Origin of the sequence: Acetobacter syzygii, from assembly GCF_000964225.1 — a bacterium.
Lineage (GTDB): Bacteria > Pseudomonadota > Alphaproteobacteria > Acetobacterales > Acetobacteraceae > Acetobacter > Acetobacter syzygii.
Genome location: NZ_BAMZ01000014.1, coordinates 19,023 through 39,015, shown reverse-complemented (window position 1 = coordinate 39,015; position 19,993 = coordinate 19,023). Strand labels below are relative to the sequence as shown.

Annotated in this window: 22 protein-coding genes; 6 read left to right on the top strand and 16 right to left on the bottom strand. The window is 54.4% G+C overall.

Annotated elements, in window-relative coordinates:
- Positions 1-35: 35 nt before the first annotated feature.
- The 8 genes from mltG to Absy_RS06120 form a co-directional block, all read right to left on the bottom strand.
- Positions 36-1,073 carry an endolytic transglycosylase MltG gene (mltG, locus tag Absy_RS06155; protein WP_048853868.1) on the bottom strand — a complete coding sequence of 346 codons (1,038 nt, stop codon included), beginning with the start codon at positions 1,071-1,073 and terminating at the stop codon, positions 36-38.
- On the bottom strand, positions 1,063-2,331 hold the full coding sequence (gene fabF / locus Absy_RS06150) for a beta-ketoacyl-ACP synthase II (protein ID WP_084596945.1): 1,269 nt from the start codon (positions 2,329-2,331) through the stop codon (positions 1,063-1,065). The genes mltG and fabF overlap by 11 nt, the downstream gene beginning before the upstream one ends.
- A 105-nt stretch (positions 2,332-2,436) precedes the next feature.
- A complete protein-coding gene (locus Absy_RS06145) occupies positions 2,437-2,676 on the bottom strand; it encodes an acyl carrier protein (protein WP_025825175.1) in 240 nt (79 codons plus the stop codon).
- A gap of 290 nt (positions 2,677-2,966) precedes the next feature.
- Positions 2,967-3,707 (bottom strand): 3-oxoacyl-[acyl-carrier-protein] reductase, encoded by a 741-nt coding sequence (gene fabG / locus Absy_RS06140; protein ID WP_048853866.1) that lies wholly within the window; start codon positions 3,705-3,707, stop codon positions 2,967-2,969.
- A gap of 17 nt (positions 3,708-3,724) precedes the next feature.
- A complete protein-coding gene (gene fabD / locus Absy_RS06135; protein WP_048853865.1) occupies positions 3,725-4,669 on the bottom strand; it encodes an ACP S-malonyltransferase in 945 nt (314 codons plus the stop codon).
- 163 nt (positions 4,670-4,832) lie between these two features.
- On the bottom strand, positions 4,833-5,345 hold the full coding sequence (locus Absy_RS06130) for a YdcF family protein (protein WP_048853864.1): 513 nt from the start codon (positions 5,343-5,345) through the stop codon (positions 4,833-4,835).
- 18 nt (positions 5,346-5,363) lie between these two features.
- Positions 5,364-6,623 (bottom strand): class I SAM-dependent methyltransferase, encoded by a 1,260-nt coding sequence (locus Absy_RS06125; RefSeq protein WP_048853863.1) that lies wholly within the window; start codon positions 6,621-6,623, stop codon positions 5,364-5,366.
- 13 nt (positions 6,624-6,636) lie between these two features.
- Positions 6,637-7,386 (bottom strand): glycine betaine ABC transporter substrate-binding protein, encoded by a 750-nt coding sequence (locus tag Absy_RS06120; protein ID WP_048853862.1) that lies wholly within the window; start codon positions 7,384-7,386, stop codon positions 6,637-6,639.
- On the opposite strand from Absy_RS06120, the gene Absy_RS06115 reads away from it, so the two are divergent.
- Positions 7,380-7,589, top strand: coding sequence for a hypothetical protein (locus tag Absy_RS06115; protein ID WP_048853861.1), 210 nt, complete (start codon positions 7,380-7,382; stop codon positions 7,587-7,589). The genes Absy_RS06120 and Absy_RS06115 overlap by 7 nt on opposite strands.
- Here Absy_RS06115 and Absy_RS06110 read toward each other — a convergent pair.
- The gene (locus Absy_RS06110; protein WP_048853860.1) at positions 7,586-7,942 is read right to left on the bottom strand and encodes a hypothetical protein; all 357 of its coding nucleotides are present in this window, start codon (positions 7,940-7,942) and stop codon (positions 7,586-7,588) included. The two genes, Absy_RS06115 and Absy_RS06110, sit on opposite strands and share 4 nt — an antisense overlap.
- A 209-nt stretch (positions 7,943-8,151) precedes the next feature.
- A complete protein-coding gene (locus Absy_RS06105; protein ID WP_048853859.1) occupies positions 8,152-9,207 on the bottom strand; it encodes a lipid A deacylase LpxR family protein in 1,056 nt (351 codons plus the stop codon).
- A 386-nt stretch (positions 9,208-9,593) separates the two neighbouring features.
- Between Absy_RS06105 and Absy_RS12865 the strand changes: the two genes are divergently transcribed.
- Positions 9,594-10,280: a cold-shock protein gene (locus Absy_RS12865; RefSeq protein ID WP_084596943.1), complete on the top strand. Its 687-nt coding sequence runs from the start codon at positions 9,594-9,596 to the stop codon at positions 10,278-10,280.
- 118 nt (positions 10,281-10,398) lie between these two features.
- Here Absy_RS12865 and smpB read toward each other — a convergent pair whose 3' ends face one another.
- The 4 genes from smpB to Absy_RS06080 are packed head-to-tail and all read right to left on the bottom strand — an operon-like array spanning position 10,399 to position 13,446.
- Positions 10,399-10,905: an SsrA-binding protein SmpB gene (smpB, locus tag Absy_RS06095; protein ID WP_048853858.1), complete on the bottom strand. Its 507-nt coding sequence runs from the start codon at positions 10,903-10,905 to the stop codon at positions 10,399-10,401.
- 2 nt (positions 10,906-10,907) lie between these two features.
- On the bottom strand, positions 10,908-11,798 hold the full coding sequence (dapA, locus tag Absy_RS06090) for a 4-hydroxy-tetrahydrodipicolinate synthase (protein ID WP_048853857.1): 891 nt from the start codon (positions 11,796-11,798) through the stop codon (positions 10,908-10,910).
- 11 nt (positions 11,799-11,809) lie between these two features.
- Positions 11,810-12,706, bottom strand: a complete 897-nt coding sequence (locus tag Absy_RS06085; protein ID WP_048853856.1) for a prephenate dehydratase — start codon at positions 12,704-12,706, stop codon at positions 11,810-11,812.
- The gene (locus tag Absy_RS06080; RefSeq protein WP_084596941.1) at positions 12,703-13,446 is read right to left on the bottom strand and encodes a 3-deoxy-manno-octulosonate cytidylyltransferase; all 744 of its coding nucleotides are present in this window, start codon (positions 13,444-13,446) and stop codon (positions 12,703-12,705) included. The genes Absy_RS06085 and Absy_RS06080 overlap by 4 nt, the downstream gene beginning before the upstream one ends.
- 109 nt (positions 13,447-13,555) lie before the next feature.
- On the opposite strand from Absy_RS06080, the gene Absy_RS06075 reads away from it, so the two are divergent.
- The 4 genes from Absy_RS06075 to Absy_RS06060 all read left to right on the top strand — a co-directional run bounded on the left by Absy_RS06075 (position 13,556) and on the right by Absy_RS06060 (position 17,740).
- Positions 13,556-14,071: a c-type cytochrome gene (locus tag Absy_RS06075; protein WP_048853854.1), complete on the top strand. Its 516-nt coding sequence runs from the start codon at positions 13,556-13,558 to the stop codon at positions 14,069-14,071.
- A 38-nt stretch (positions 14,072-14,109) separates the two neighbouring features.
- Complete coding sequence (locus Absy_RS06070; RefSeq protein WP_048853997.1) at positions 14,110-14,862, top strand: inositol monophosphatase family protein; 753 nt, start codon at positions 14,110-14,112, stop codon at positions 14,860-14,862.
- Between the two features lie 102 nt (positions 14,863-14,964).
- Positions 14,965-16,224 carry a phosphoglycerate dehydrogenase gene (gene serA / locus Absy_RS06065; protein WP_048853853.1) on the top strand — a complete coding sequence of 420 codons (1,260 nt, stop codon included), beginning with the start codon at positions 14,965-14,967 and terminating at the stop codon, positions 16,222-16,224.
- Positions 16,225-16,246: 22 nt separating this feature from the next.
- Positions 16,247-17,740: a YifB family Mg chelatase-like AAA ATPase gene (locus Absy_RS06060; protein ID WP_048853852.1), complete on the top strand. Its 1,494-nt coding sequence runs from the start codon at positions 16,247-16,249 to the stop codon at positions 17,738-17,740.
- Positions 17,741-17,745: 5 nt separating this feature from the next.
- Here Absy_RS06060 and metC read toward each other — a convergent pair whose 3' ends face one another.
- Complete coding sequence (gene metC, locus Absy_RS06055) at positions 17,746-18,957, bottom strand: cystathionine beta-lyase (RefSeq protein ID WP_048853851.1); 1,212 nt, start codon at positions 18,955-18,957, stop codon at positions 17,746-17,748.
- Positions 18,954-19,802, bottom strand: a complete 849-nt coding sequence (locus tag Absy_RS06050; protein ID WP_095350855.1) for a sulfurtransferase — start codon at positions 19,800-19,802, stop codon at positions 18,954-18,956. The genes metC and Absy_RS06050 overlap by 4 nt, the downstream gene beginning before the upstream one ends.
- Positions 19,803-19,993 lie beyond the last annotated feature (191 nt).

Here is a 19,993-nt window from a genome sequence, read left to right as displayed (position 1 = left end):
AATAAAGAGCAACCAGCGACTAAGACTTTAGGGTTTTAGTGGCTGGTTTTCTGTTTGCGTAAAAGCAAAACATTATGGTTGTGGTCAGAAAGGGTGGCAGAAAAATTATGCCCACCAACTCCATTAGCCACAAAATAAAGCATATTCCCCGCAGCAGGGTGTGCAGCCGCTTCCAACGAGGCCAGACCGGGAGAGCATATGGGCCCTGGCGGCAAACCAGCGTTCATATAAGTATTATAAGCACTTGGAACTTGTAAATCTGAGTGTGTTAACGGTCTGTCCAGCGGTAACTTGCCTTGGGTAAGGCCATAGATAACCGTGGGATCTGTCTGGAGCTTCATGCCGGTTTGTAAACGGTTATAAAAAACACGAGCGACAGAAGGTCGCTCTATTGCCTGTGCCGTTTCTTTTTCAATAATCGAGGCAAGTATCAGCAGATCTTGCGGAGAACTCAGGGGTAACCCGGCATCTCTTTTATCCCAGATGCTCTTCAGGGTTTCGGTCATCCCTGCCTGCATCTGTGTCAGCAGCTCTTTACGGCTGCTGTTGCGTAAAAAAGTATATGTCTGTGGTAACGTGGTCCCTTCTGCAGGGAGAGGTGTATCACCCGTAAGTAAAGGGGTACTTTGCACGAGAGCTTGAATTTGCCAGGCGGTCAGCCCCTCAGGGATGGTAAGCTTGTGCAGAACAGGTTTGCCGTGCCGCAAAATCCATAATGTTTGCTTAATGGATGCCCCAGCGGGAAAGCTGAGTTCTTGCGCGTGAATATGTCCATCTTGACGGGTCATAACAACGGCGCTCAAAAAAATCCGGCTATTCCACCAATCTGTGGGAATAACGCCAGCATTCTGCAATGTGTTTAAGGTTGTTGTATAGCTGCCGTGGGGGATGACCACATCCAGATTATTGGATAATGGTCCGGGCCGGGTATAGCTCAACCATCCCCAAAAAGCCGTCCCCCCCAACCCTATAGCAAGGGTAAAAACCGCTCCTCCAGTCCATTTTAGAAAACTTTTGAGTTTACTACGGGCTGAAGGAGCGGAAGATGTCTTTTTTTTGCGATTAGACGCCACGCACAATTAGGCTGGCATTTGTACCGCCAAAACCAAAACTGTTGGACAAAGCGACATTAATTGGCCGTTGTTGTGCTGTATGCGCAACGCGGTCAATCACGCTTTCGCGCGAAGGGTTGTCAAGGTTCAGCGTGGGCGGTGCCACGTTATCCCGGATAGCAAGAATGGAGAAGATGGCTTCCACAGCACCAGCCGCACCCAGCAAATGCCCGGTAGCAGATTTGGTGGAGGACATGGCCAGTTTCTTCGCGTCATCCCCAAACAGACGTTCCACAGCTTCCAGTTCAAGATCGTCAGCCATGGTTGAAGTGCCATGAGCGTTAACGTAATTGATGTCGGCTGTTGTCAGGCCAGCACTTTGCAGTGCCGAGCGCATGGCACGGTAAGCACCATAATGCCCTTCGGACGGCGCGGTAATATGGTAGGCATCACCAGACATGCCGTACCCGATGACCTCACCATAAATCTTTGCACCACGTGCTTTGGCATGTTCGTATTCTTCCAATACGACAATGCCAGACCCTTCCCCCATAACAAAACCATCACGGTCTTTGTCCCATGGGCGGGAAGCCTGCTGAGGTGTTGCGTTAAACCCGGTTGAAAGGGCACGCGCAGAACAGAAACCGGCAATGCCCAGCGGGCAAACGGTTGCTTCCGCACCCCCTGCGACCATAACATCGGCATCGCCAAACATAATCAGGCGTGCGGCATCACCAATGGCATGAACGCCTGTTGCGCAGGCAGTCACGACCGAATGGTTGGGGCCCTGAAAACCGTATTTGATGGAAACATGGCCTGATACAAGGTTGATCAGGGCCGAGGGGATGAAAAATGGCGAAAGCCGTTTTGCACGCCCTTCATGCACCGTAATGGAGGCGTCATAAATGGTCTGAAGACCACCAATGCCAGACCCGATCATAACACCGGTACGGCATTTTTCTTCTTCAGTCTGGGGTTTCCAGCCGGAGTCTTCAACCGCTTCCGTTGCGGCTACCAGTCCCATATGGATAAAACGATCCATTTTGCGCTGGTCTTTGGTCGGCACCCACTCGGAGAGTGTGAGTTTACCGTCCTCCCGCAGCCCGCTGGGGACTTCGCCCGCAACCTGTGCAGGTAGATCACTCGCATCGAATTGCGTGATTGTACCAATCCCGCTCTCGCCTGCGATCAGACGTGACCATACGTTTTCGACGCCGAGGCCGAGAGGCCCGACGATGCCCATGCCGGTGACGACAACGCGTCTCCGTCCAGAATTCATTCCGGCCGAAAGCAACAAACCAGCCCGCTCCCCATTCGACACATATCTGGTCCCTCAGCCATCTGAGGGACCATAGTCCTGTAATTTAAGGCAGATGGCCTGAAATCAGGCAGCTTTCTGCTTTTCGATATAGTCGATGGCGTCTTTCACCGTGGTGATTTTTTCTGCGGCATCTTCTGGGATTTCGACATTGAAGGCTTCTTCGAACGCCATCACCAGCTCAACGGTGTCAAGGCTGTCAGCGCCCAGATCGTCAATGAACGACGCTTCCGGTGTGACCTTGCTTTCCTCAACGCCGAGATGCTCGACCACGATTTTCTTAACCTTATCAGCGATTTCGCTCATCTGTCTTTCTATCCCATATGCCTGCCTACCAAAAAAGGCAGGTTGTTCAGGTGTTTAATCTGCGACGGACCTAGATACTGACAGATAACGGAGGAGGTAGAATGCCTGCCCGTTCCCGGTCCAGTAGTAAGGTGTTGCGCGCGATTAGCACGTTTTGTCTCTCCACGCCAAGGCAAACCAGACAAATACGTTTGTCTTATGCCCAAAACAGCGTGGTTGCGCTGCATGTGTGGCACATCTTACAGCATTTTGCACCACCTGTTCTGGTAGTGCCAATGCTTTTCGTATGTTCAGGCCATGACCATGCCGCCATTGACGTGGAGCGTGGTGCCCGTAACCCACTGCGCTTCATCCGATGCCAGATAAAGCACGGCGGATGCAACATCTTCCGGCTTACCCAGGCGTGCGAGAGGGATGGAGGCAAGGAGTTTTTCCTTTTGCGCCTCAGGCAATGCGTCGGTCATGGGAGTTACAATAAAGCCAGGAGCCACAACATTAACGGTTACCCCGCGTGAGCCGGCTTCCTGCGCCAAGGATTTGCTCATGCCAACCATGCCTGCCTTGGCGGCAGCATAATTGGCCTGCCCGGCATTGCCGGTTGTGCCAATGACCGAGGCGATGTTGATGATGCGCCCGGCGCGGCGGCGCAGCATTCCCTTAAAGGCAGCACGGCAGAGGCGGAATGGTGCTGCAAGGTCAACATTGAGCACCTGATTCCAGTCTTCATCCTTCATGCGCAGTGCCAGCGTATCGCGCGTTAATCCGGCATTATTGACCAGAATATCCAGCGGTGCACCGGCGACTTCTTCTGCTTTGGCAATCAGGGTAGCTGCTTCGGAGGGTTCGCTCAGGTTTGCCGCGGCATAGAAAGCGCCCTCCCCTAATTCTTCAGCCAGTTCACGAATAACCGCCTCACGCGTGCCAGACAGAACAACTCTGGCTCCCTGTGCGTGGAGCGTTTTGGCAATGGCGCTACCAATGCCACCAGAAGCACCTGTTACAAGTGCTGTTTTTCCATCCAGTCGGAACATATTATACAAACCTGTCTTTAAAGAGATTTCAGGAAGGTTTCGATATCCGCCGGCGTGCCGATGGAAAGGGTTGAAACTTCTGGGTCAATGCGGCGGACAAGGCCAGACAGAACTTTGCCAGCCCCGATTTCCACAAATGTATCTACGCCCATGCCTGTCATTGTTGCCACGCTTTCGCGCCAGCGGACACGCCCAGTGACCTGCTGGATCAGATTTTGGCGAATCGTATCTGCATCCGTTTCAAGTGCCGCGGTGACATTGGCAACAACCGGCACTACGGGTGCTGCGATGTCTGCCTTACCCAGAGCTTCGGCCATAACATCTTCAGCGGGTTTCATGAGTGAGGAATGGAATGGTGCGGAAACCGGCAGTTTGACGGCGCGCTTGATCCCCATTTCCTTTGCGAAGGCTATAGCGGAATCAATCCCGACCATCTGGCCGGAAATGACAATCTGGCCACCACCATTGTCATTGGCAATTTCCGTGCTGCCTGCGGTGGAGGCATTGCGGCATATTTCTTCCGCCTGAGCCAGTGTTACGCCAATAAGGGCGGCCATACCGCCTTCTCCCGCAGGAACGGCGCGTTGCATGGCCTGCCCGCGCAGGCGGAGCAGTTTGGCAGCCTGAGCAATATCAAAGGCCCGGCCAGCAGCCAGAGCGGCATATTCCCCCAAGGAGTGCCCAGCCAGCACGTTGATACGCCCAGCCAGATCCAGGCCACCATCACATTCAAGCACGCGAAGAACAGCCATGGAAACAGCCAACAGTGCTGGTTGAGCATTTTCCGTGCTGGTGAGTGTTTCTATCGGGCCTTCAAAAATCGTTTTTGACAGATGTTCGCCCAGAGCATCGTCAACTTCCTGAAAAACGGCCCGTGCGGCGGGAAAAGCGTTTGCAAGATCCTGCCCCATGCCAACGGATTGGCTGCCTTGTCCCGGAAAAGTAAATGCGTAAACGGCCATGATACTCACTGTTTCAAAAACAACGCCCAAAGGCGCAGATATTGTAAAAAGTGGAAGAAGCAGACAGTTGGGGCCACGGGCAACACTCTACGGCAGTGGCGTATGCAACCCCTTAAGCTCTGCCCTTCCGGCAAGCAAAAGTTGGCGCAGAATAGGGCCTGCATTAGCGTGGCACAATACGCCAGACCAGAACGAGCAGCGTATCCCACGGGATGGCAAGGGTTTCATGCGCAATATGGCGTAGTTTTGAGCGCCAGAACCGAGCGCCTTGCCGGGTTGAATGGCATGGAAGCGCATGGGTGTGCCATCCCGCCAACCGCAGTAGTAAGAGGCATCTGGGGGTATGGTAGGGACTGCTTACCATGGCAACCGGGGTCTCGTTGGTTGCTCCAATGCGGGTTAAGATGCGGGAGCAGGCAATAATGGAATCAAATGTATCTGTTGCGCTGTTTTCCTGAATAATCTGAAGCGTGGGTACACCCGCTTGCATGAGTAGTTCAGCCATGACTGCGGCTTCTGTTCGTCCATTGCGTGGGACGCCACCTGTTACAATATATGTAACCGTTCGGTTGGCACCATAAGCCAGTGCGGCCTTAACCCGCTCCACCAAGGCAGGAGCCGGTGTGCCATCAGGGCGCAGTGCTGCGCCAAAAATAATAAGCGGTTCTAATGGCATAATGGCAGATGAATACGTTTAAGCCGGGGCGCGGAGCAGAACGCGGTTGAGCCGTTCCAGAATATCAAAGCTCTCACGCCAGACGTGGTTGAACTTGCTTGCATTAACCCCGCGTGCTGCCAGAATATCAGCCAGTTCTCCCACAGTTCTTTCACCATCAATAAGTGGCAAAATACCCCGCGCCTGCGGAGGGAGTGGAACAGGAACAACCAGAGTGCCAAAATGGAATGGCAGCATATTGTCTGGTGTCATCTGCTTGGCCAGTTCCGCGCCCGGAATTTCCCGCATAATGGGAACTGCGTCGGGGTCGAGAGGGTTAGGCTTCCGGGGGTGGGCATTTTTGCGAACAACATACGCTACATGGGTTGCCATGTTGCCCGTTAGATCTTCGGCTATGGCCGCCTGTGTTTGCCATGGTAATGGGGTTATATGGGCACGCAGGCGCGGATCTGGTAAAAATAATGCAGGATCATAACGTGCTGGCTCCATAAGAGCAGTGGGTTCCAGCCCAGCCTGATCCAGCAGAGTCAGAAAGTCTGTAATCGTATAAGAGCGATCTCTGGGGTTGAGGAGCAGGTCATATAACCCCGCATCTCCACCAGAGAGATGGTCGCCAAAGTTGCCGTTCTGGCGAAGCCATGCCGTTGCTGGCAGGGTACGCATGATACGGCGGGCCGTATCCAGCCGGGCTTCAGGGGATTGGGTAATCGGAGCCAGTTTTTCCAGTGCATCTTGCAGCATATACACGCCGGTGCGTCCATACGGTGCATAAACCATAAGCCCCATGCCCCCCATTGGCGCAAGATAGCGCTCCAGAGTTTGGAGTGCAGCTACGGGGTCAGGCAAGTGGTGGAGTACGCCGCAGCAGTCAATGTAATCAAACAGGCCGAGTTCCAGCGATTCCAGTTCGGTTAGGGACCCTTGAACAAAACGGATATTCTCAAGCTTACGCGTTTGTGCCCGCGCCTGAGCAATAGAAAGCGCTTTGGCTGACCGGTCCACGCAAACAACTTCTGCCTGCCGTGTTCCTCGTGCCAGTTGGGTTGCAAGCATTATGGCCGCATCGCCCGTGCCACATCCGGCAATCAAAACCCGTAGTGCCTGACTACGGGGGCGCTGGGCACCAAAAACCCAGTATTCAATTTCCCGCAGGTGGCTTGGGCTACCTATGAGCAGGCGGCGTGTTTCGTCCTGCGGGTTGCGCTCTGGGTAGGGGTAAGCTTCATACTGGGCTGCTAGCCCGGCATCGCGCTCATCAACGGAGGATGGGTTTGTCATGGATTGCGGCTCCTTAGCGTGGAAGCAGCTTTCCGCGTTGCCATGCCTCGGCGGCTTCGTCTGCTGTCATGCCTTCAACGCGCATGGCATAGTCCATGGCGCTAATAATCTTGGCGCTGAGCATCAGCTCGTCCAGCTCGTCCAGTACGTCAGTTTCCAACTCATCCCGCAGACCTTCACGCAGGAGTAGTGTGGCCTCCTGCCCTTCCCCCATGGCTTTTTTGGGGTCATTGAGAATGCGCATTCCGCCTTGATGGAACAGAAAGCAGGGCTGGAACAAAGGCATGATGCTTGGGGTTGGTGCGCTTATGGCTGCGTTCAGTTTTGCCAGTGCTTCCTCGTCAGGCAGAACATCCAGTTTAAAGCCCGCATCCGCCAAAGAATAGGCGTTTACAACGGCCTCCATGCGTGTTGCCAGCGATTGGGGAGTGACAATAACGCGCTGTACGTCTTGTCCAGCCTGAGCAAGTTCGCTGAGCGATGTGAGCGCACTGTTTTCATCCGAAATGCAGCAACATGCTTCCGGGTGGAACAATTTACCCAGTTTGGTAATGCCGGGGGTCAGCAGGTCTGAATCGTCTTCAGGCAACCATGCAGCAACGTAGATGTCGATTTCCTGCTTTTTGAGCAGGTCGGCCAAAGCCTGTTTGGGGCCGGTTATAATTTCGGGCTCAATATCGTTCGCTTCCAGAACCCGAATGATGGTGGCTGCCGTCGCCTCATGAATGGTGGAATCAGGATAGGCGAGTGTCAGGGATGTCATTTCAGGTTCCTCAGGATCAGTCAGGACTGCAAAAGAAGTCTGCCCTGTCCTTGCCGCACGAGAAAGCGCAGTGGCAATCCCTCAAATGGAAATATCTGCTTCCATCAGAGATTTTATATGCGAACAGGGCAAAGAAAAACCGCCATTCTCAAAAGAGAGTGGCGGTTAAAAAGCACCAGAAAAAGGTCGAGTGGGAACTTTAGGCCGCTACAATACCCTGTTTTACGGGCAGCACAGGGCGGATCATGTTCAGTGCATCAGCAAAGGATGCGAACTGACCCAGAGTGTTGTCCCGGACTGCGTCCATAACAATCCAGCGGTTGCCGCGGGAGTATACTTTATAAGCAGGGTTAGAGGTTTCGCGCACCCATACCAGAACATAGCCCGAAGACACGCCTGCCTGTTTTTCTTCAGCGGGGAAGATATCAGCATCACAAATGCCCATAGGCTGGCTGGCGGCAACCCAACGATCCAGATAGTCGCGGTGGCGACACATGATTTCCATCTGGAACGGGATAACCTGGCAGACGTTCTGTGTTTCTGATTGGCGCAGCATTCGTTTGTATCCCCTAAACTCAAAACCCGGTGGCTCTTTCTGATTTCGAGCTTATGGGGGAAACGGCTTGTAGCGCTACAGGAAAGATGTGCTCTCCGCCTCATAAAAAGGCAGGTTAATGAGGTAGTGACGAAAAAAACACAGAAAGTCAGAATGAGCGCATCAATTATGCACAAAAAATGAGCATATGCTCAAAATAAAAGCGGCGTTTAGAACTTTGCAGAGACCATAAGTGAACCATAATTAAACAGTCCGTCTTTTGCTGTGGTGAACTGCTGGGTCTGCCACACCTGACTGTAGGAAACGCGAAGCCCATAAAACATGAGCGCAAGGCCTGCGTGAATCTCGCCCACGTCCCATTTTTTGTTCACATGGAGCGAATTGCTCCGCATCGTATTGCCTTGCAGGGAGGCGTCGTAACCCACGGCTTCGCCTTCAACCCCGGCAAACAGGTACCATGCAAAAGCGCGGGTTGCTTTGTAGGCATCTGTTCCATCGGTGCCCGATGCCTGAATGGTGGGGGTACCGAAGTCGCTGTTCAGCCCCTGCCCGATTCTAAAAATATCGCCGATTCTTCCGTAAATCTGGTAATCGCCAATCGCAGCCGCTGCAGAAGGCAGGGTGTCAAACTCAATCCCTGCGACTTCAGCCAAAGGAATGCGCCACGTGCGCCCGCCCTGAACCTGAAAAATGGGCTGGTTCTGAAGCTGATGGCTCCAGCCCTGATTTTTTGTATCGCCGATCGCGCTGTGGAAGCCATTCTGAAGCTGACGGCCCAGTCCGCCAGGTCCCATAATGCCGACCTGAATCCCAAAGACGCTTCTGGTGCGGTCCGTGTCGCTGATCAGGTTAATGGTGCCAAGCAGCAGGCTGGCATAGGGACGGTCCCGAATCAGGCTGGCCTGCTGCTGGCCGGGTGCCCACGGGCTGGACGTCTGCGTGTTGCGTGGGGTGAAGATCATCTGCTGCACACCCATGCTGATTCGCTGCACGCCCGGCCCCCATATGGCCTTGCTTATGGCCGCGATGGGCGTGGGGAGTGTATCGGTCCCGGATGTCCAGTTCACACGCAGACCGCTTGTATAATACTGGTCGGATGTACTCTTGAGGGTGGAAACGGCGTCGTTTTCCCCCTGTAGGGTCCATGTTCCCTTATTATCCGCCGCTGGGGTGGCGCGGGCTGTTGCTGGAGTCTGGAAGAACGTGGTTCCAGCCAGCAGGATGGAGGCAATAGTCATGCGCCGTGCGCTGGGCAGTTTTGGCATAACAGGCAAGGCGGGCTCTCCTTTGGCCGAGCGGCAGATACTCAATACGATTTTCTAATGGATTGCGGTCTGTTACGAAACCCCCTGTTTTCCATGGTTGTGCAAGCCACGGAAGGTGGTGGTAGGGGGTGTTGGGGTGCACTGGATATCACAAATTTGTGATACGAAGAAAAGTGCGTGAAGCGGTCGCGGTTTTCATGCTTTGCTGTAGCGGCACACTGATGACTGTGCTACCCATGCGTTGGGCATGTTTGCAGTATTACAGGGGAGGGAATGATGGGCTTTTTGTTCAAAGCACGTAAACCTGTCAACCCACTCTGGCAGTTTGCCCGTTTTTCAATATCCGGAGAAGCTTCCGCCTTCTCCGCACTCCAGGATCAAGACCGTTGAAAAGTAACAGGACCGACCGCAGCCCCCGTTCTCCTCGCCGCGGCGGATTTGATGACGACTATATGTCGATGCCTTCTTTCGGTGAACGCCCCGCTTATGGTGGCGGCGACCGTGGTGGGTTTGCTCCGCGTCGGCCCGCTGGTGGTCCGCAGGTTATCGCTTCCGGCCCGGAAGTGGGCGCATCCGTTAAGTGGTTCAATGGCGAAAAAGGCTTCGGCTTTGTTGAACTCGCTGATGGATCTGGCGATGTGTTCCTGCACGCAAATGCTCTGTCCCAGGCTGGTGTGCAGGGTGTAAACCCCGGTGCAACTCTGGTCGTGCGCATTGGTCAGGGTCCCAAGGGTCGCCAGGTTGCTGAAGTCATTTCTGTTGATGAAAGCACGGCTCAGCCAGAACGTCCGCGTAGCCCCGCTGGTGGTCGTCCGGGCTTTGGTGCACGCCCTGCTGCACGCCCCGCTCCTGATTTGTCCAATGCTGAAGATACGCGCGGTACCGTTAAGTGGTACAACGCTGTTAAAGGCTTTGGCTTCATCACGCCTGAAGGTGGCGGCAAAGACATCTTCATCCACGCATCTGCACTGGAACGTTCCGGTCTGCCGGGCCTGAACGAAGGTCAGGGCGTGAATGTTAAGGTTGTTCAGGGCCAGAAAGGTCCGGAAGCTGCTGAAGTGACCTCTGCCTGAGGCACTGCTTTTTAGCGGTAAATACGAAAAAAGCCTCGGTTTAGACCGAGGCTTTTTTTATGGTGCTTAACCGAGGCAGATGTTTGTGTCGTCAACGCATCAGGTAACAGGTGTTGGGCTAGTAGTCGCCCTTCCCTTTGTTACGGATCAGCCGCGCTTTATCACGTTGCCAGTCACGGTCGGCTACGGTTTGCCGTTTATCAACACTCTTTTTGCCAACGCCCAAACCAAGCGTTACTTTGGCAAGCCCCCGGTCATTAAAATGAATATCCAGCGGAACAAGGGTTGCGCCCTGTTTTGCTATGGCACCCATAAATTTTTGGGCCTGCTTACGGTGCATCAGCAGTTTACGCGGGGCGCGGGAATCAAAGCGGGAAAGAACCCCGCCCTGATATTCCGGAATGTAGCTATTAAATAACCACAGTTCGCCATTGCGTTCGCCCGCAAAGGCCTCGCCGATTGTGGCGCGCCCCAGACGTAGGCTTTTGACCTCTGGCCCTTTAAGCACAAGACCAGCTTCTATGGTTTCCTTAATCGTATAATTAAAGCGTGCTTTGCGGTTTTGCGCGACCATGCCGTGCGAGATCATGGTGCTTTTGCCGGATTTTCCAGACTTGCCCGACATGATTAGCCCAGCAACCCAACATCAACCAAAGCTTGCCGAACTTTCTGGCGTGATGTGTCAGAAAGTGGTGCTAGTGGCAGTCGGCAGGTTTCCCCCGCAAGACCCAAAAGGCTTGCTGCATATTTTGCTGGTGCGGGATTACTTTCGCAGAACAGGGTATCGTGCAAAGGCGTTAGCCGATCCTGAATGGCAATAGCTTCCTGCGTGTTCCCTGCTTTCCATGCAGCCTGTACGGCTGCGCAGAGTGCGGGTGCAACATTGGAGGTGACACTAATGCAGCCATCACCGCCTGCGGCCAGAAAAGCAACCGCAGTCCCATCCTCACCGGAAAGCTGGTTAAAAGGTTTTTCAACAGCACGCCGGACCTGCAAGGGACGGAACAGGTTGGCTGTTGCATCCTTTACACCAACAATATTGCCGTGTTTGGCCAGGCGTGCGGTCGTTTCCACGCTAATATCAATAATCGACCGGCCGGGAATATTGTACAGGATAACCGGTATGGAAACGGCATCAGCTATAGCCATAAAATGCCTGTAAAGACCTTCCTGCGTGGGTTTGTTGTAGTACGGAGCCACAACAAGTGCCGCTGCTGCCCCAGCCTGCTCGGCATGACGGGCGAGATCCATGGCTTCTGATGTGCTGTTGGAGCCAGCGCCCGCAATAACAGGCACCCGACCGTTAGCAATTTTAATGGTGCGTTCCACAACCGCGTGGTGTTCCGTGTGTGAGAGTGTTGGACTCTCCCCGGTTGTGCCTACGGCGCAAAGCCCTGCCGTGCCTTCTTTTATCTGCCAGTCCACCAGTTTTTCAAACGAGACAAAGTCCAGACTGCCGTCCCGGTTCATCGGGGTGATGAGAGCTGTAATGGAGCCGGAGAAGAAAGTATGAGACATAGGGCTGTCACTTATCCTGGAATGGCATCAGCGGAAGCAGGGCGTGGTGTGTCCTGCTCTTGGGCGGGTGCGTTGTGCCGGAAAGGCGATTGTTTATAGACGCCTAGAATTGTGGCGTTTTTGGAGAAAAATTCAAGTTCGGCCAAAGCTTTGCCAAGGCGTGAATCGCGTGGGTGACCTTCTACATCCATCAAAAAGCGTGTGGCGGCAAATGTTTCGCCGGACATGTAGCTTTCCAAGCGTGTCATGTTCACACCGTTCGTGGCAAAACCGCCAAGGACTTTGTAAAGGGCCCCGGGGGTATTTTGAACGCTAAAGAGTAGAGTGGTCATGACGTGGGGCGTTTGTGGCGCGGGTTCCTGTGGGGTGCGCGCCGTAATATAAAAACGCGTTGTGTTGTGGGAGGCATCCTCCACATTCCGTTGCAGGATTTCCAAGCCATAGAGGTCTGCCGCCAGCGCTGAAGCAACGGCTGCTTCTTCAGGTTTTTGCCACAGGGCAACAAGCTCCGCAGCTCCCGCGGTATCAAACTCCGTAACCGGGGTCAGATTGTGTATTTTGAGCAGGTTGCGGATCTGGGCCATGGCAACCGGGTGAGTGTGGACCCGGCGGATCTGGTCCATGCGCGTGCCGGGTACAACCAGCAGGCAGTGTTCAACGCGCTGGAAATGTTCGCCAATAATGTGCAGTCCGGCTGCCGGGAGGAGCGAGTGGATATCCGGTACCCGCCCTGCCAGACTGTTCTCGCACGCCAGCATGGCCTGCTCCGCCTTGCCCGCATGAACGGCATCTATGGCATCGGCAAAGGTGTGGCATGGAAGAGTTGTCCAGCCCGGGCGTGCTGCACGGCATGCCATATCGGAGTAGGCACCGTGCATCCCCTGAAAGGCGATAACTTTGTCCATCATGGCCTTTTTGCTCCAAGCAGGCGGCGAGCCCGTTCCAGATCCAACGGTGTATCAACCCCAAATGGAGCGATTGCAATACGTGCGCAACCAATGCGCATACCATTTTCTAACGCACGGAGCTGTTCCAGACTTTCACGCTTTTCCAACCCTGAAGGTGGGAGCTGCACAAAGCGTGCAAGTGCCGCGCGCCGCCATGCATAAATACCAATATGATGCCAGAATGCACCATCCCCCCAGGGAATGGGTTGCCGAGAAAAATAAAGTGCGGAAGTCTGCTCAGCCTGTGGCTCAAAATGGCAGGCAACCTTAACAACGGAAGAAGCGGATTTTTCATCTTCCGAGGTAATGGGGGCGACAAGCGTGCCTATGTCAAAGGCAGGGTTGCTCATAACCGTTAGCACGCTATGCAAGCTGCTTGGCTCCAGCGTAGGCAGATCACCCTGCAAATTGATAATGGTGTCGTAGCGACCTTGTGGGTCCAGCGTTTGTAATGCTTGCCAAACCCGGTCGGAGCCAGAGGGCAGGTCCGGATTGGTCAAGACTGCTGTGCCACCATTGCTGGTCACCGCATCGCATATTTCGGTCTCTGCCGCGGCAACCACTACCGGTCCAATATCGGCTTTGCGTGCGGCATCGAGTACATGCAGGATCATCGGACGCCCGGCAATGTCGGCCAGAGGCTTGCCGGGTAGCCTTGTTGAGGCAAGTCTGGCGGGTATGACAACAAGGGGCGGCATGATCGGCTTGCTCCAAAATACACCGCGGCTTATAGCCGAGGAAAAGCGCCGGGCAGTCTAGAAAAGCTGCAATGCAAACGCAACCAGTGATAAACAGGACATAGAGTGCGGGATGGATGGCAGATTCCTGAACAGGGTTGCAGTTTCGGCCCTGCTGAGTGTGACGGTTATGGCAGGAGCGCTCATTGCTGCGCGCTCAATTGTACCTGATACGGCCCCTGTGACCCCGGTTTTTCGCTTGCCAAATGTGCAGACTGTCCCTGTTGCGCCATTTTTGGCGCGCGCAAACTCTGCGCATGGTGGGCAGTTGGTGCGCCGTATTTGTGCGCAATGCCATAGCCTTGCTGTTGGGGGCGAGAGTGCGGGTCCAGTGCTGGTTGATGTGACCGGACGGAATATTGCCTCCCTTCCCGGCTATGCCTATTCTGCGGCCCTGCGCCAGCATTCCGGGCAGGTTTGGGATGATCAGGGATTATCTGACTGGCTTATGTCCCCTGCCCGCTATGCTGCAGGCACACGGATGTCTTTTGCAGGTCTGTCCGATGTGCAGGATAGAGCCGATGTCATTGTTTTTTTGCACACATTACGCACACCTTCCCCCACCTCAACAACAGGAGTGGCCCAGTGAGCCCTCATGCAACTGATCTTTTTGTGGATGTTGCCACCATGCTGGCAGATACAGCGCGGACCGTTGTGCGGCCCTGGTTCCGTCGGGGCGTGGATGTGCAGAGCAAAAAGGATGAAAGCCCCGTTACGGTAGCAGATAGGAGTGCTGAGCGCGTTATGCGGGCCATACTTGCCGAACGCGTGCCAGATCATGGTGTGTTCGGGGAGGAGTTTGGGCAAGACAATGCAGGCGCAGACTACCAGTGGTTGTTGGACCCGGTAGACGGCACGCGTGCGTTTGTAACCGGACGCCCTCTGTTTGGTACTCTGATTGCCCTGTTTTACAAAGGGGAACCGATTATTGGTGTGCTGGATCAGCCTGTGCTGCGAGAACGCTGGATAGGTGTAAAAGGGCGCGAAACCCAGTTTGCATCCTCTTTGGGCGGGACAGCCAGAACCCGGCAGAACGTGCTGCTGGGTCAGGCGGAAATGTCCTGCACTTCTCCTGAAATGCTTGAACTTGCCCCGCATGAGGGCTGGAAGTCGCTCAAGCAGCAGGCTCGCCGTATGACATGGGGTGGCGATTGTTATGCTTACGGTCTGCTGGCGCTCGGTCAGATTGATCTGATTACCGAGTGCGATATGAATCCGTGGGATTGGGGTGCGCTGGTTCCCATAGTGCAGGGAGCCGGTGGTGTTATGACGGCATGGGATGGTTCCGCGTTGCGGATGAATGGTGACCGTACCGTTCTGGCTGCTGGTTCAGCCTCTTTGCATGGCGAAGCGGTTAAGGTTTTGCGTGCGTGTTCATGAGGTTTCTGCACGTAAACTGGGCAAAATTTGGGTCACAGACTATTCATTGACCCGGTTTTGCGATAGGTCTGCGCTTCGGTACAACAGCGATGGTCAGTCCACATGAGCACGAGCACGCACCTGTCCCTCTCCAAGGACAAGATCCGTATTCTTCTGCTGGAGGGTATTCACGATAGTGCCGTCGCCCTTCTGAAAGCCTGCGGTTACGAAAATATCGTCCGCCACAAAGGTGCTCTTGAAGGCGATGCGCTAACACAGGCGCTCGAAGGCGTGCACATTGTGGGCATCCGTTCCCGCACACAGTTGACCAAGGAAGTCATTGAAGGCGCTGACCGTCTTATGGCTATTGGTTGCTTCTGCATCGGCACCAATCAGGTTGATCTGGAAGCGGCCCGACTGAACGGGATTCCTGTTTTTAACGCACCGTATAGCAATACGCGCTCTGTGGCCGAACTGGTCATGGGGGAGATTGTTATGCTCATGCGCCGTATTTTTCCGCGTTCGGTTGAATGCCATCAGGGGGCATGGACCAAATCGGCTGCCAATAGCTGGGAAGTACGTGGCAAAACGTTGGGTATTGTGGGGTATGGCTCCATTGGTTCCCAGCTTTCCGTGCTGGCGGAAGCCTTTGGTATGCGGGTCGCTTATTACGATGTGATCGACAAGCTGGGGCATGGCAATGCCCTGCCGGTGGACACACTGGATGATCTGCTGGCACAGAGCGATGTGGTCAGCTTGCATGTTCCCCAGTTGCCGACCACGGCAAACCTGATGGGTGCCGAGCAGATCAAAAAGATGAAAAAAGGCTCCTTCCTTATCAACAATGCCCGCGGCAATGTTGTTGATCTGGATGCTTTGGCAGAAGCACTGAAGAGTGGTCACCTGCTGGGGGCCGCCATTGACGTGTTTCCCAAAGAGCCCAAAGGCCCGGCGGATAAGCTGTCCACACCGATCATGGGGCTGGATAACGTTATTCTGACCCCTCATATTGGTGGTTCCACGGCTGAAGCACAGGAACGCATTGGGGTGGAGGTCGCGCGTAAGCTGGTGGAATATTCCGATGTGGGGTCCACATTCGGTGCCGTCAACTTCCCCGGTGTTCAGTTGCCGCAAAGCCCGCGTGGTACGCGCTTCATGCATGCTCATCATAACATCCCCGGTGTCATGATGAAGTTGAATGAAATTTTCCTGCGTGAAACCTGCAACGTCACAGCTCAGTTCCTCCAGACAGATGGAGAAATCGGGTATGTGGTGATTGAGGCGGATACCGGAGGCAACACGGATCTGGATGATCGCCTGCTTAAGGCTCTGCGTGAGCTGGATGGTACGGTGCGTGCCCGCCTGATTTACAAAGGTTGCTAAGTATGATCTGCGGAGTGTGGGAATGATTTATTCTCGCATCCGCAGCTTTGCATTTTCTGGGATAGAGGCCAGACCCGTATGGGTCGAGGTTCAAATATCCACCGGTTTGCCTGCATTTTTAGTTGTAGGGTTGCCAGACAAAGCTGTGGCAGAAGCGCGAGAGCGCGTCCGTGCAGCTTTGACTTCCATAGGGCTTGCGCTCCCTGCAAAGCGTATTCTTGTTAATCTTGTACCTGCTGACCTTCCCAAGGAAGGCTCGCATTTTGACCTCCCTATTGCATTGGCTCTACTGGCCGCCATGGCCGTGATTCCGGCTGAAGAAGTTGGACGGTATGCGGCGCTAGGTGAGCTTTCGCTCAATGGCCGGCTTAACCCTGTTTCTGGTGTGCTTTCTGCCTCGCTGGAAGCCGCTTCCATGGATTTGGGAATTATCTGCCCTGCTTCACAAGGGGAGGAAGCCTTGTGCGGAGGGGATATTTCCATTCTGGCTGCACCCGATCTGCTGGCGTTGATCAATCATTTTACCGGGTTGCAAATTCTTCCTTCTCCAGTGTTTTCCAGTATTCCAGTTGATTCCAATAAACCCGAGCCTGATATGGCAGATATCAAGGGGATGGAAACAGGACGCCGAGCGCTGGAAATCGCTGCTGCTGGAGGGCATTCCCTTTTGCTCTCCGGGCCACCTGGGGCAGGCAAGTCCATGCTGGCAGCCCGGCTGGTTGGGTTGCTCCCAGACCTGTTGCCAGCAGAGAGTCTGGCTGTATCACGCATTTATAGTGCTGCCGGATTGCTCAAGGATGGCAGGCCTATCCGACGCCCACCCTGCCGTGACCCGCACCATTCAGCAAGTTTGCCAGCGCTGGTTGGCGGGGGAGCCCGCGCAAAACCCGGCGAGATCAGTCTGGCGCACCATGGTGTGTTGTTTTTGGATGAACTGCCGGAATTTTCTCGCGCTGCATTAGAGGCGCTGCGACAGCCACTGGAGACGGGGCAGGTCAGTATTGCACGGGCGGCTGCGCACGTAACCTACCCTGCCCGCTTCCAGCTTATTGCCGCCATGAATCCCTGCCGATGCGGCTATATGGGGGATGCCACGCGGGAATGTAGCAAGGCGCCCCGTTGTGGTGCGGAGTATCTGGGGCGTTTATCTGGCCCTCTTCTGGACCGGATCGATCTGCATGTTGCTATGCAGCCTTATGAACCTTTGGGTTATATGGCGCAGGATGGAGGCGAAAGCACGGCAGTTGTTGCCCATCGGGTGGTGCACGCCAGAGCACGGCAGATGAATCGGCAGGGTATGCACAGGAATGCTGATGCACCGTTAGATGTTTTAAGCCTTGTTCCAGCGGCACAGGATCTTGCGCAGACTGTTGCCGAGCGCTTTCGTTTTTCTGCACGCGGCTATACGCGGTTGTTGCGTGTGGCCAGAACCATTGCGGATCTGGCAGAAGCGGCGGACGTGGAGCCGCCGCATATCGCAGAGGCTGCCACGTTCCGTGCCCGTTCCAACCCCTAGAAGAGTTAGGGGGCGTGGTGGAGGGCGTTAAAGGCCTGCTCCAGATCTGCAATCAGGTCCTGAACGTTTTCCAGACCGATCTGTAGCCGAAATGCCGGGTCATTTGGCTGTTCTTCGCCAAAATCGCGTGTTATGCCGCCTGTTGTTGGTAGCACGAGACTCTCGTACCCGCCCCAAGACGCGCCGATGCCAAACAGACGCATGGCATTAATCATGCGTTCCATATTTTGCTGGGTATATGTGGTGTTTAAAACCACCCCAAACAGGCTGCCCGCTCCAGTAAAATCCCGCTTCCAGAGAGTATGGCCGGGACAATCCGGAAGAGCCGGGTGCAGTACCCGCGCTACTTCTGGGCGGTCTTGTAACCAGTTTGCAATTTGTAAAGCAGAACGCGCCTGATGCGCCAACCGTACGCCCATGGTGCGCAGGCCACGTAGCGTAAGCCAGCATTCATCCGGTCCGGCAACCTGACCAAGCTGTATGGAAGCATCGCGGAGAATGCGCCAGTTTGCCTGATCGGCCACGGTTACGGCACCGGCAATAACGTCCGAATGACCCGATGGGTATTTGGTCAGAGCCTGAATGGAAACATCCACACCGTGTTCAAACGGCGCAAAAATACCAAAGCCCCACGTATTATCCAAAAACAGGAGCGCCCCATGCCTGTGCGCCACATCGGCCAACATTGGAATATCCTGCACTTCAAACGTGTGGCTGCCAGGGCTTTCGGTAAAAATAATGCGGGTATTGGGCCGCACGTATTCTTCTACTTCTGCCATGCTGGCACAGGGAGGGAAGTAGGAAATTTCCACGCCAAAGCGTTGGAGCATATTCTCAGCAAAGCGCCGTGTGGGGCCATAAACGCTATCGGTCAGAAGGCAGTGGTCCCCTGCTTTTAAAAAAGCCAGTAATGGGGTTGTACATGCCGCCAGCCCGGAACTGACAATCTGGCAGTCTTTTCCCCCTTCTATGTGTGCGATCAGCTTTTCCAGCTCATGTTGAGTTGGAGACCCCATTGCACCATATATACTGGCGTGGTTGTAGCGCTCCTGACCCTTGCGCGCCATGCTCTCCAGCGATGGGAACAGAACGGTCGATCCCCGCTCCAGGGGAGGATTTACGTAGGAACCCTCTGCAGGCACACCCGAGCGGCCTGTATGGGTCAGGGCCGTACCGAGTTTTTGCCAACCTATGTCAACACTGGTGCGTTCAGTCATGGGTTTTGTCCATTTGCAATAGGTGTATTGGGTGTGCTGCCCCATTCAGCCCAAGAACCATCGTACAATGCGTTGGAGGTAAAGCCCGCCAATTCGAGTGCAACTGTTAGCACTGCAGCCGTCATACCTGAGCCGCACGTTGTAATAGGGTGGGTTTGCGCCGTTACGCCTGCGTGTAAAAACAGGGTCTCAAGCTCAGTTGCGGGGCGGAAAAATCCTTTTTCGTCCAGAACGGTTTTGTACGGAATATTCCGTGAGCCCGGTATGTGTCCGGATTTTACGCCTGCACGTGGTTCGGAAACCTTGCCATAAAAGCGCTCAGCGCTACGGGCATCCAGTATGGGACGGTTTTGCAGCCGAACATGTTCCAGCATGTCCCCCAGACCGGCAATGCGGGAGTATTCTGTTTTGGGGTGATAGGTTTGTGGTGTGTAGGTTGCGCTTGCTCCCTGCTCTACCGGCAGCCCCTGTTGTTGCCATGTGCCAAGACCGCCGTGAATGATCTGTACTTTTTCATGTCCGAACAACTTTGCCATCCACCAGGCCCTGCAGGCTGATGCCGTATTGCCCTGATCGTAAAAAACAACGTGTGTTTGCGGGGTAATGCCGAGTTTGCCAAATAGGTCGGCAAAGTGCGCGGGGGACGGCACAGTATGGGGTAAGCTGCTCTGCGGATCGGAAAAAACATCCATATCAAAGTACTGGCTGCCAGGAATATGGCAGTCATGGAATCTGGCGCGTGGGTCAAACGTCTCTCCGGGCAGAGCGAGCGTTGTATCCAAAAAGCGGATTGTGTTGTCCTTGGCAAAAATATGCAGAAGTTCGCCAGAGATAAGAGGAGACATGAATAAAAGCCCTAAGGAATTTTTAAAGCAGATTGGTTACGATCACATAGTCCGCAGCAACAGGCAAACGTGTTTGTCATATTGATAACGAGTGATACAAAGCGTTTATCGGAACTGACTGGAAAGACCGGGCAGAATGGGCCATACCATAAAGCCAATACGCCATGTTCTTGTGAGGAACAGACAAAATT

Coding starts and splice junctions, on each gene's coding strand:
- metC (WP_048853851.1), bottom strand. CDS start 18,957: ATGACTGAACGCACCAGTGTTGACATAGGTTGGCAAAAACTCGGTACG.
- dapA (WP_048853857.1), bottom strand. CDS start 11,798: ATGTCTCATACTTTCTTCTCCGGCTCCATTACAGCTCTCATCACCCCG.
- Absy_RS06125 (WP_048853863.1), bottom strand. CDS start 6,623: ATGACAAACCCATCCTCCGTTGATGAGCGCGATGCCGGGCTAGCAGCC.
- smpB (WP_048853858.1), bottom strand. CDS start 10,905: ATGTCGGGCAAGTCTGGAAAATCCGGCAAAAGCACCATGATCTCGCAC.
- Absy_RS06060 (WP_048853852.1), top strand. CDS start 16,247: ATGATTTATTCTCGCATCCGCAGCTTTGCATTTTCTGGGATAGAGGCC.
- Absy_RS06110 (WP_048853860.1), bottom strand. CDS start 7,942: ATGCTGCGCCAATCAGAAACACAGAACGTCTGCCAGGTTATCCCGTTC.
- Absy_RS06085 (WP_048853856.1), bottom strand. CDS start 12,706: ATGATGGACAAAGTTATCGCCTTTCAGGGGATGCACGGTGCCTACTCC.
- serA (WP_048853853.1), top strand. CDS start 14,965: ATGAGCACGAGCACGCACCTGTCCCTCTCCAAGGACAAGATCCGTATT.
- fabF (WP_084596945.1), bottom strand. CDS start 2,331: ATGAATTCTGGACGGAGACGCGTTGTCGTCACCGGCATGGGCATCGTC.
- fabD (WP_048853865.1), bottom strand. CDS start 4,669: ATGGCCGTTTACGCATTTACTTTTCCGGGACAAGGCAGCCAATCCGTT.
- Absy_RS06130 (WP_048853864.1), bottom strand. CDS start 5,345: ATGCCATTAGAACCGCTTATTATTTTTGGCGCAGCACTGCGCCCTGAT.
- Absy_RS06115 (WP_048853861.1), top strand. CDS start 7,380: ATGTCATTTCAGGTTCCTCAGGATCAGTCAGGACTGCAAAAGAAGTCT.
- Absy_RS06070 (WP_048853997.1), top strand. CDS start 14,110: ATGCTGGCAGATACAGCGCGGACCGTTGTGCGGCCCTGGTTCCGTCGG.
- fabG (WP_048853866.1), bottom strand. CDS start 3,707: ATGTTCCGACTGGATGGAAAAACAGCACTTGTAACAGGTGCTTCTGGT.
- Absy_RS06105 (WP_048853859.1), bottom strand. CDS start 9,207: ATGCCAAAACTGCCCAGCGCACGGCGCATGACTATTGCCTCCATCCTG.
- Absy_RS06145 (WP_025825175.1), bottom strand. CDS start 2,676: ATGAGCGAAATCGCTGATAAGGTTAAGAAAATCGTGGTCGAGCATCTC.
- Absy_RS06120 (WP_048853862.1), bottom strand. CDS start 7,386: ATGACATCCCTGACACTCGCCTATCCTGATTCCACCATTCATGAGGCG.
- Absy_RS06075 (WP_048853854.1), top strand. CDS start 13,556: ATGGATGGCAGATTCCTGAACAGGGTTGCAGTTTCGGCCCTGCTGAGT.
- Absy_RS06050 (WP_095350855.1), bottom strand. CDS start 19,802: ATGTCTCCTCTTATCTCTGGCGAACTTCTGCATATTTTTGCCAAGGAC.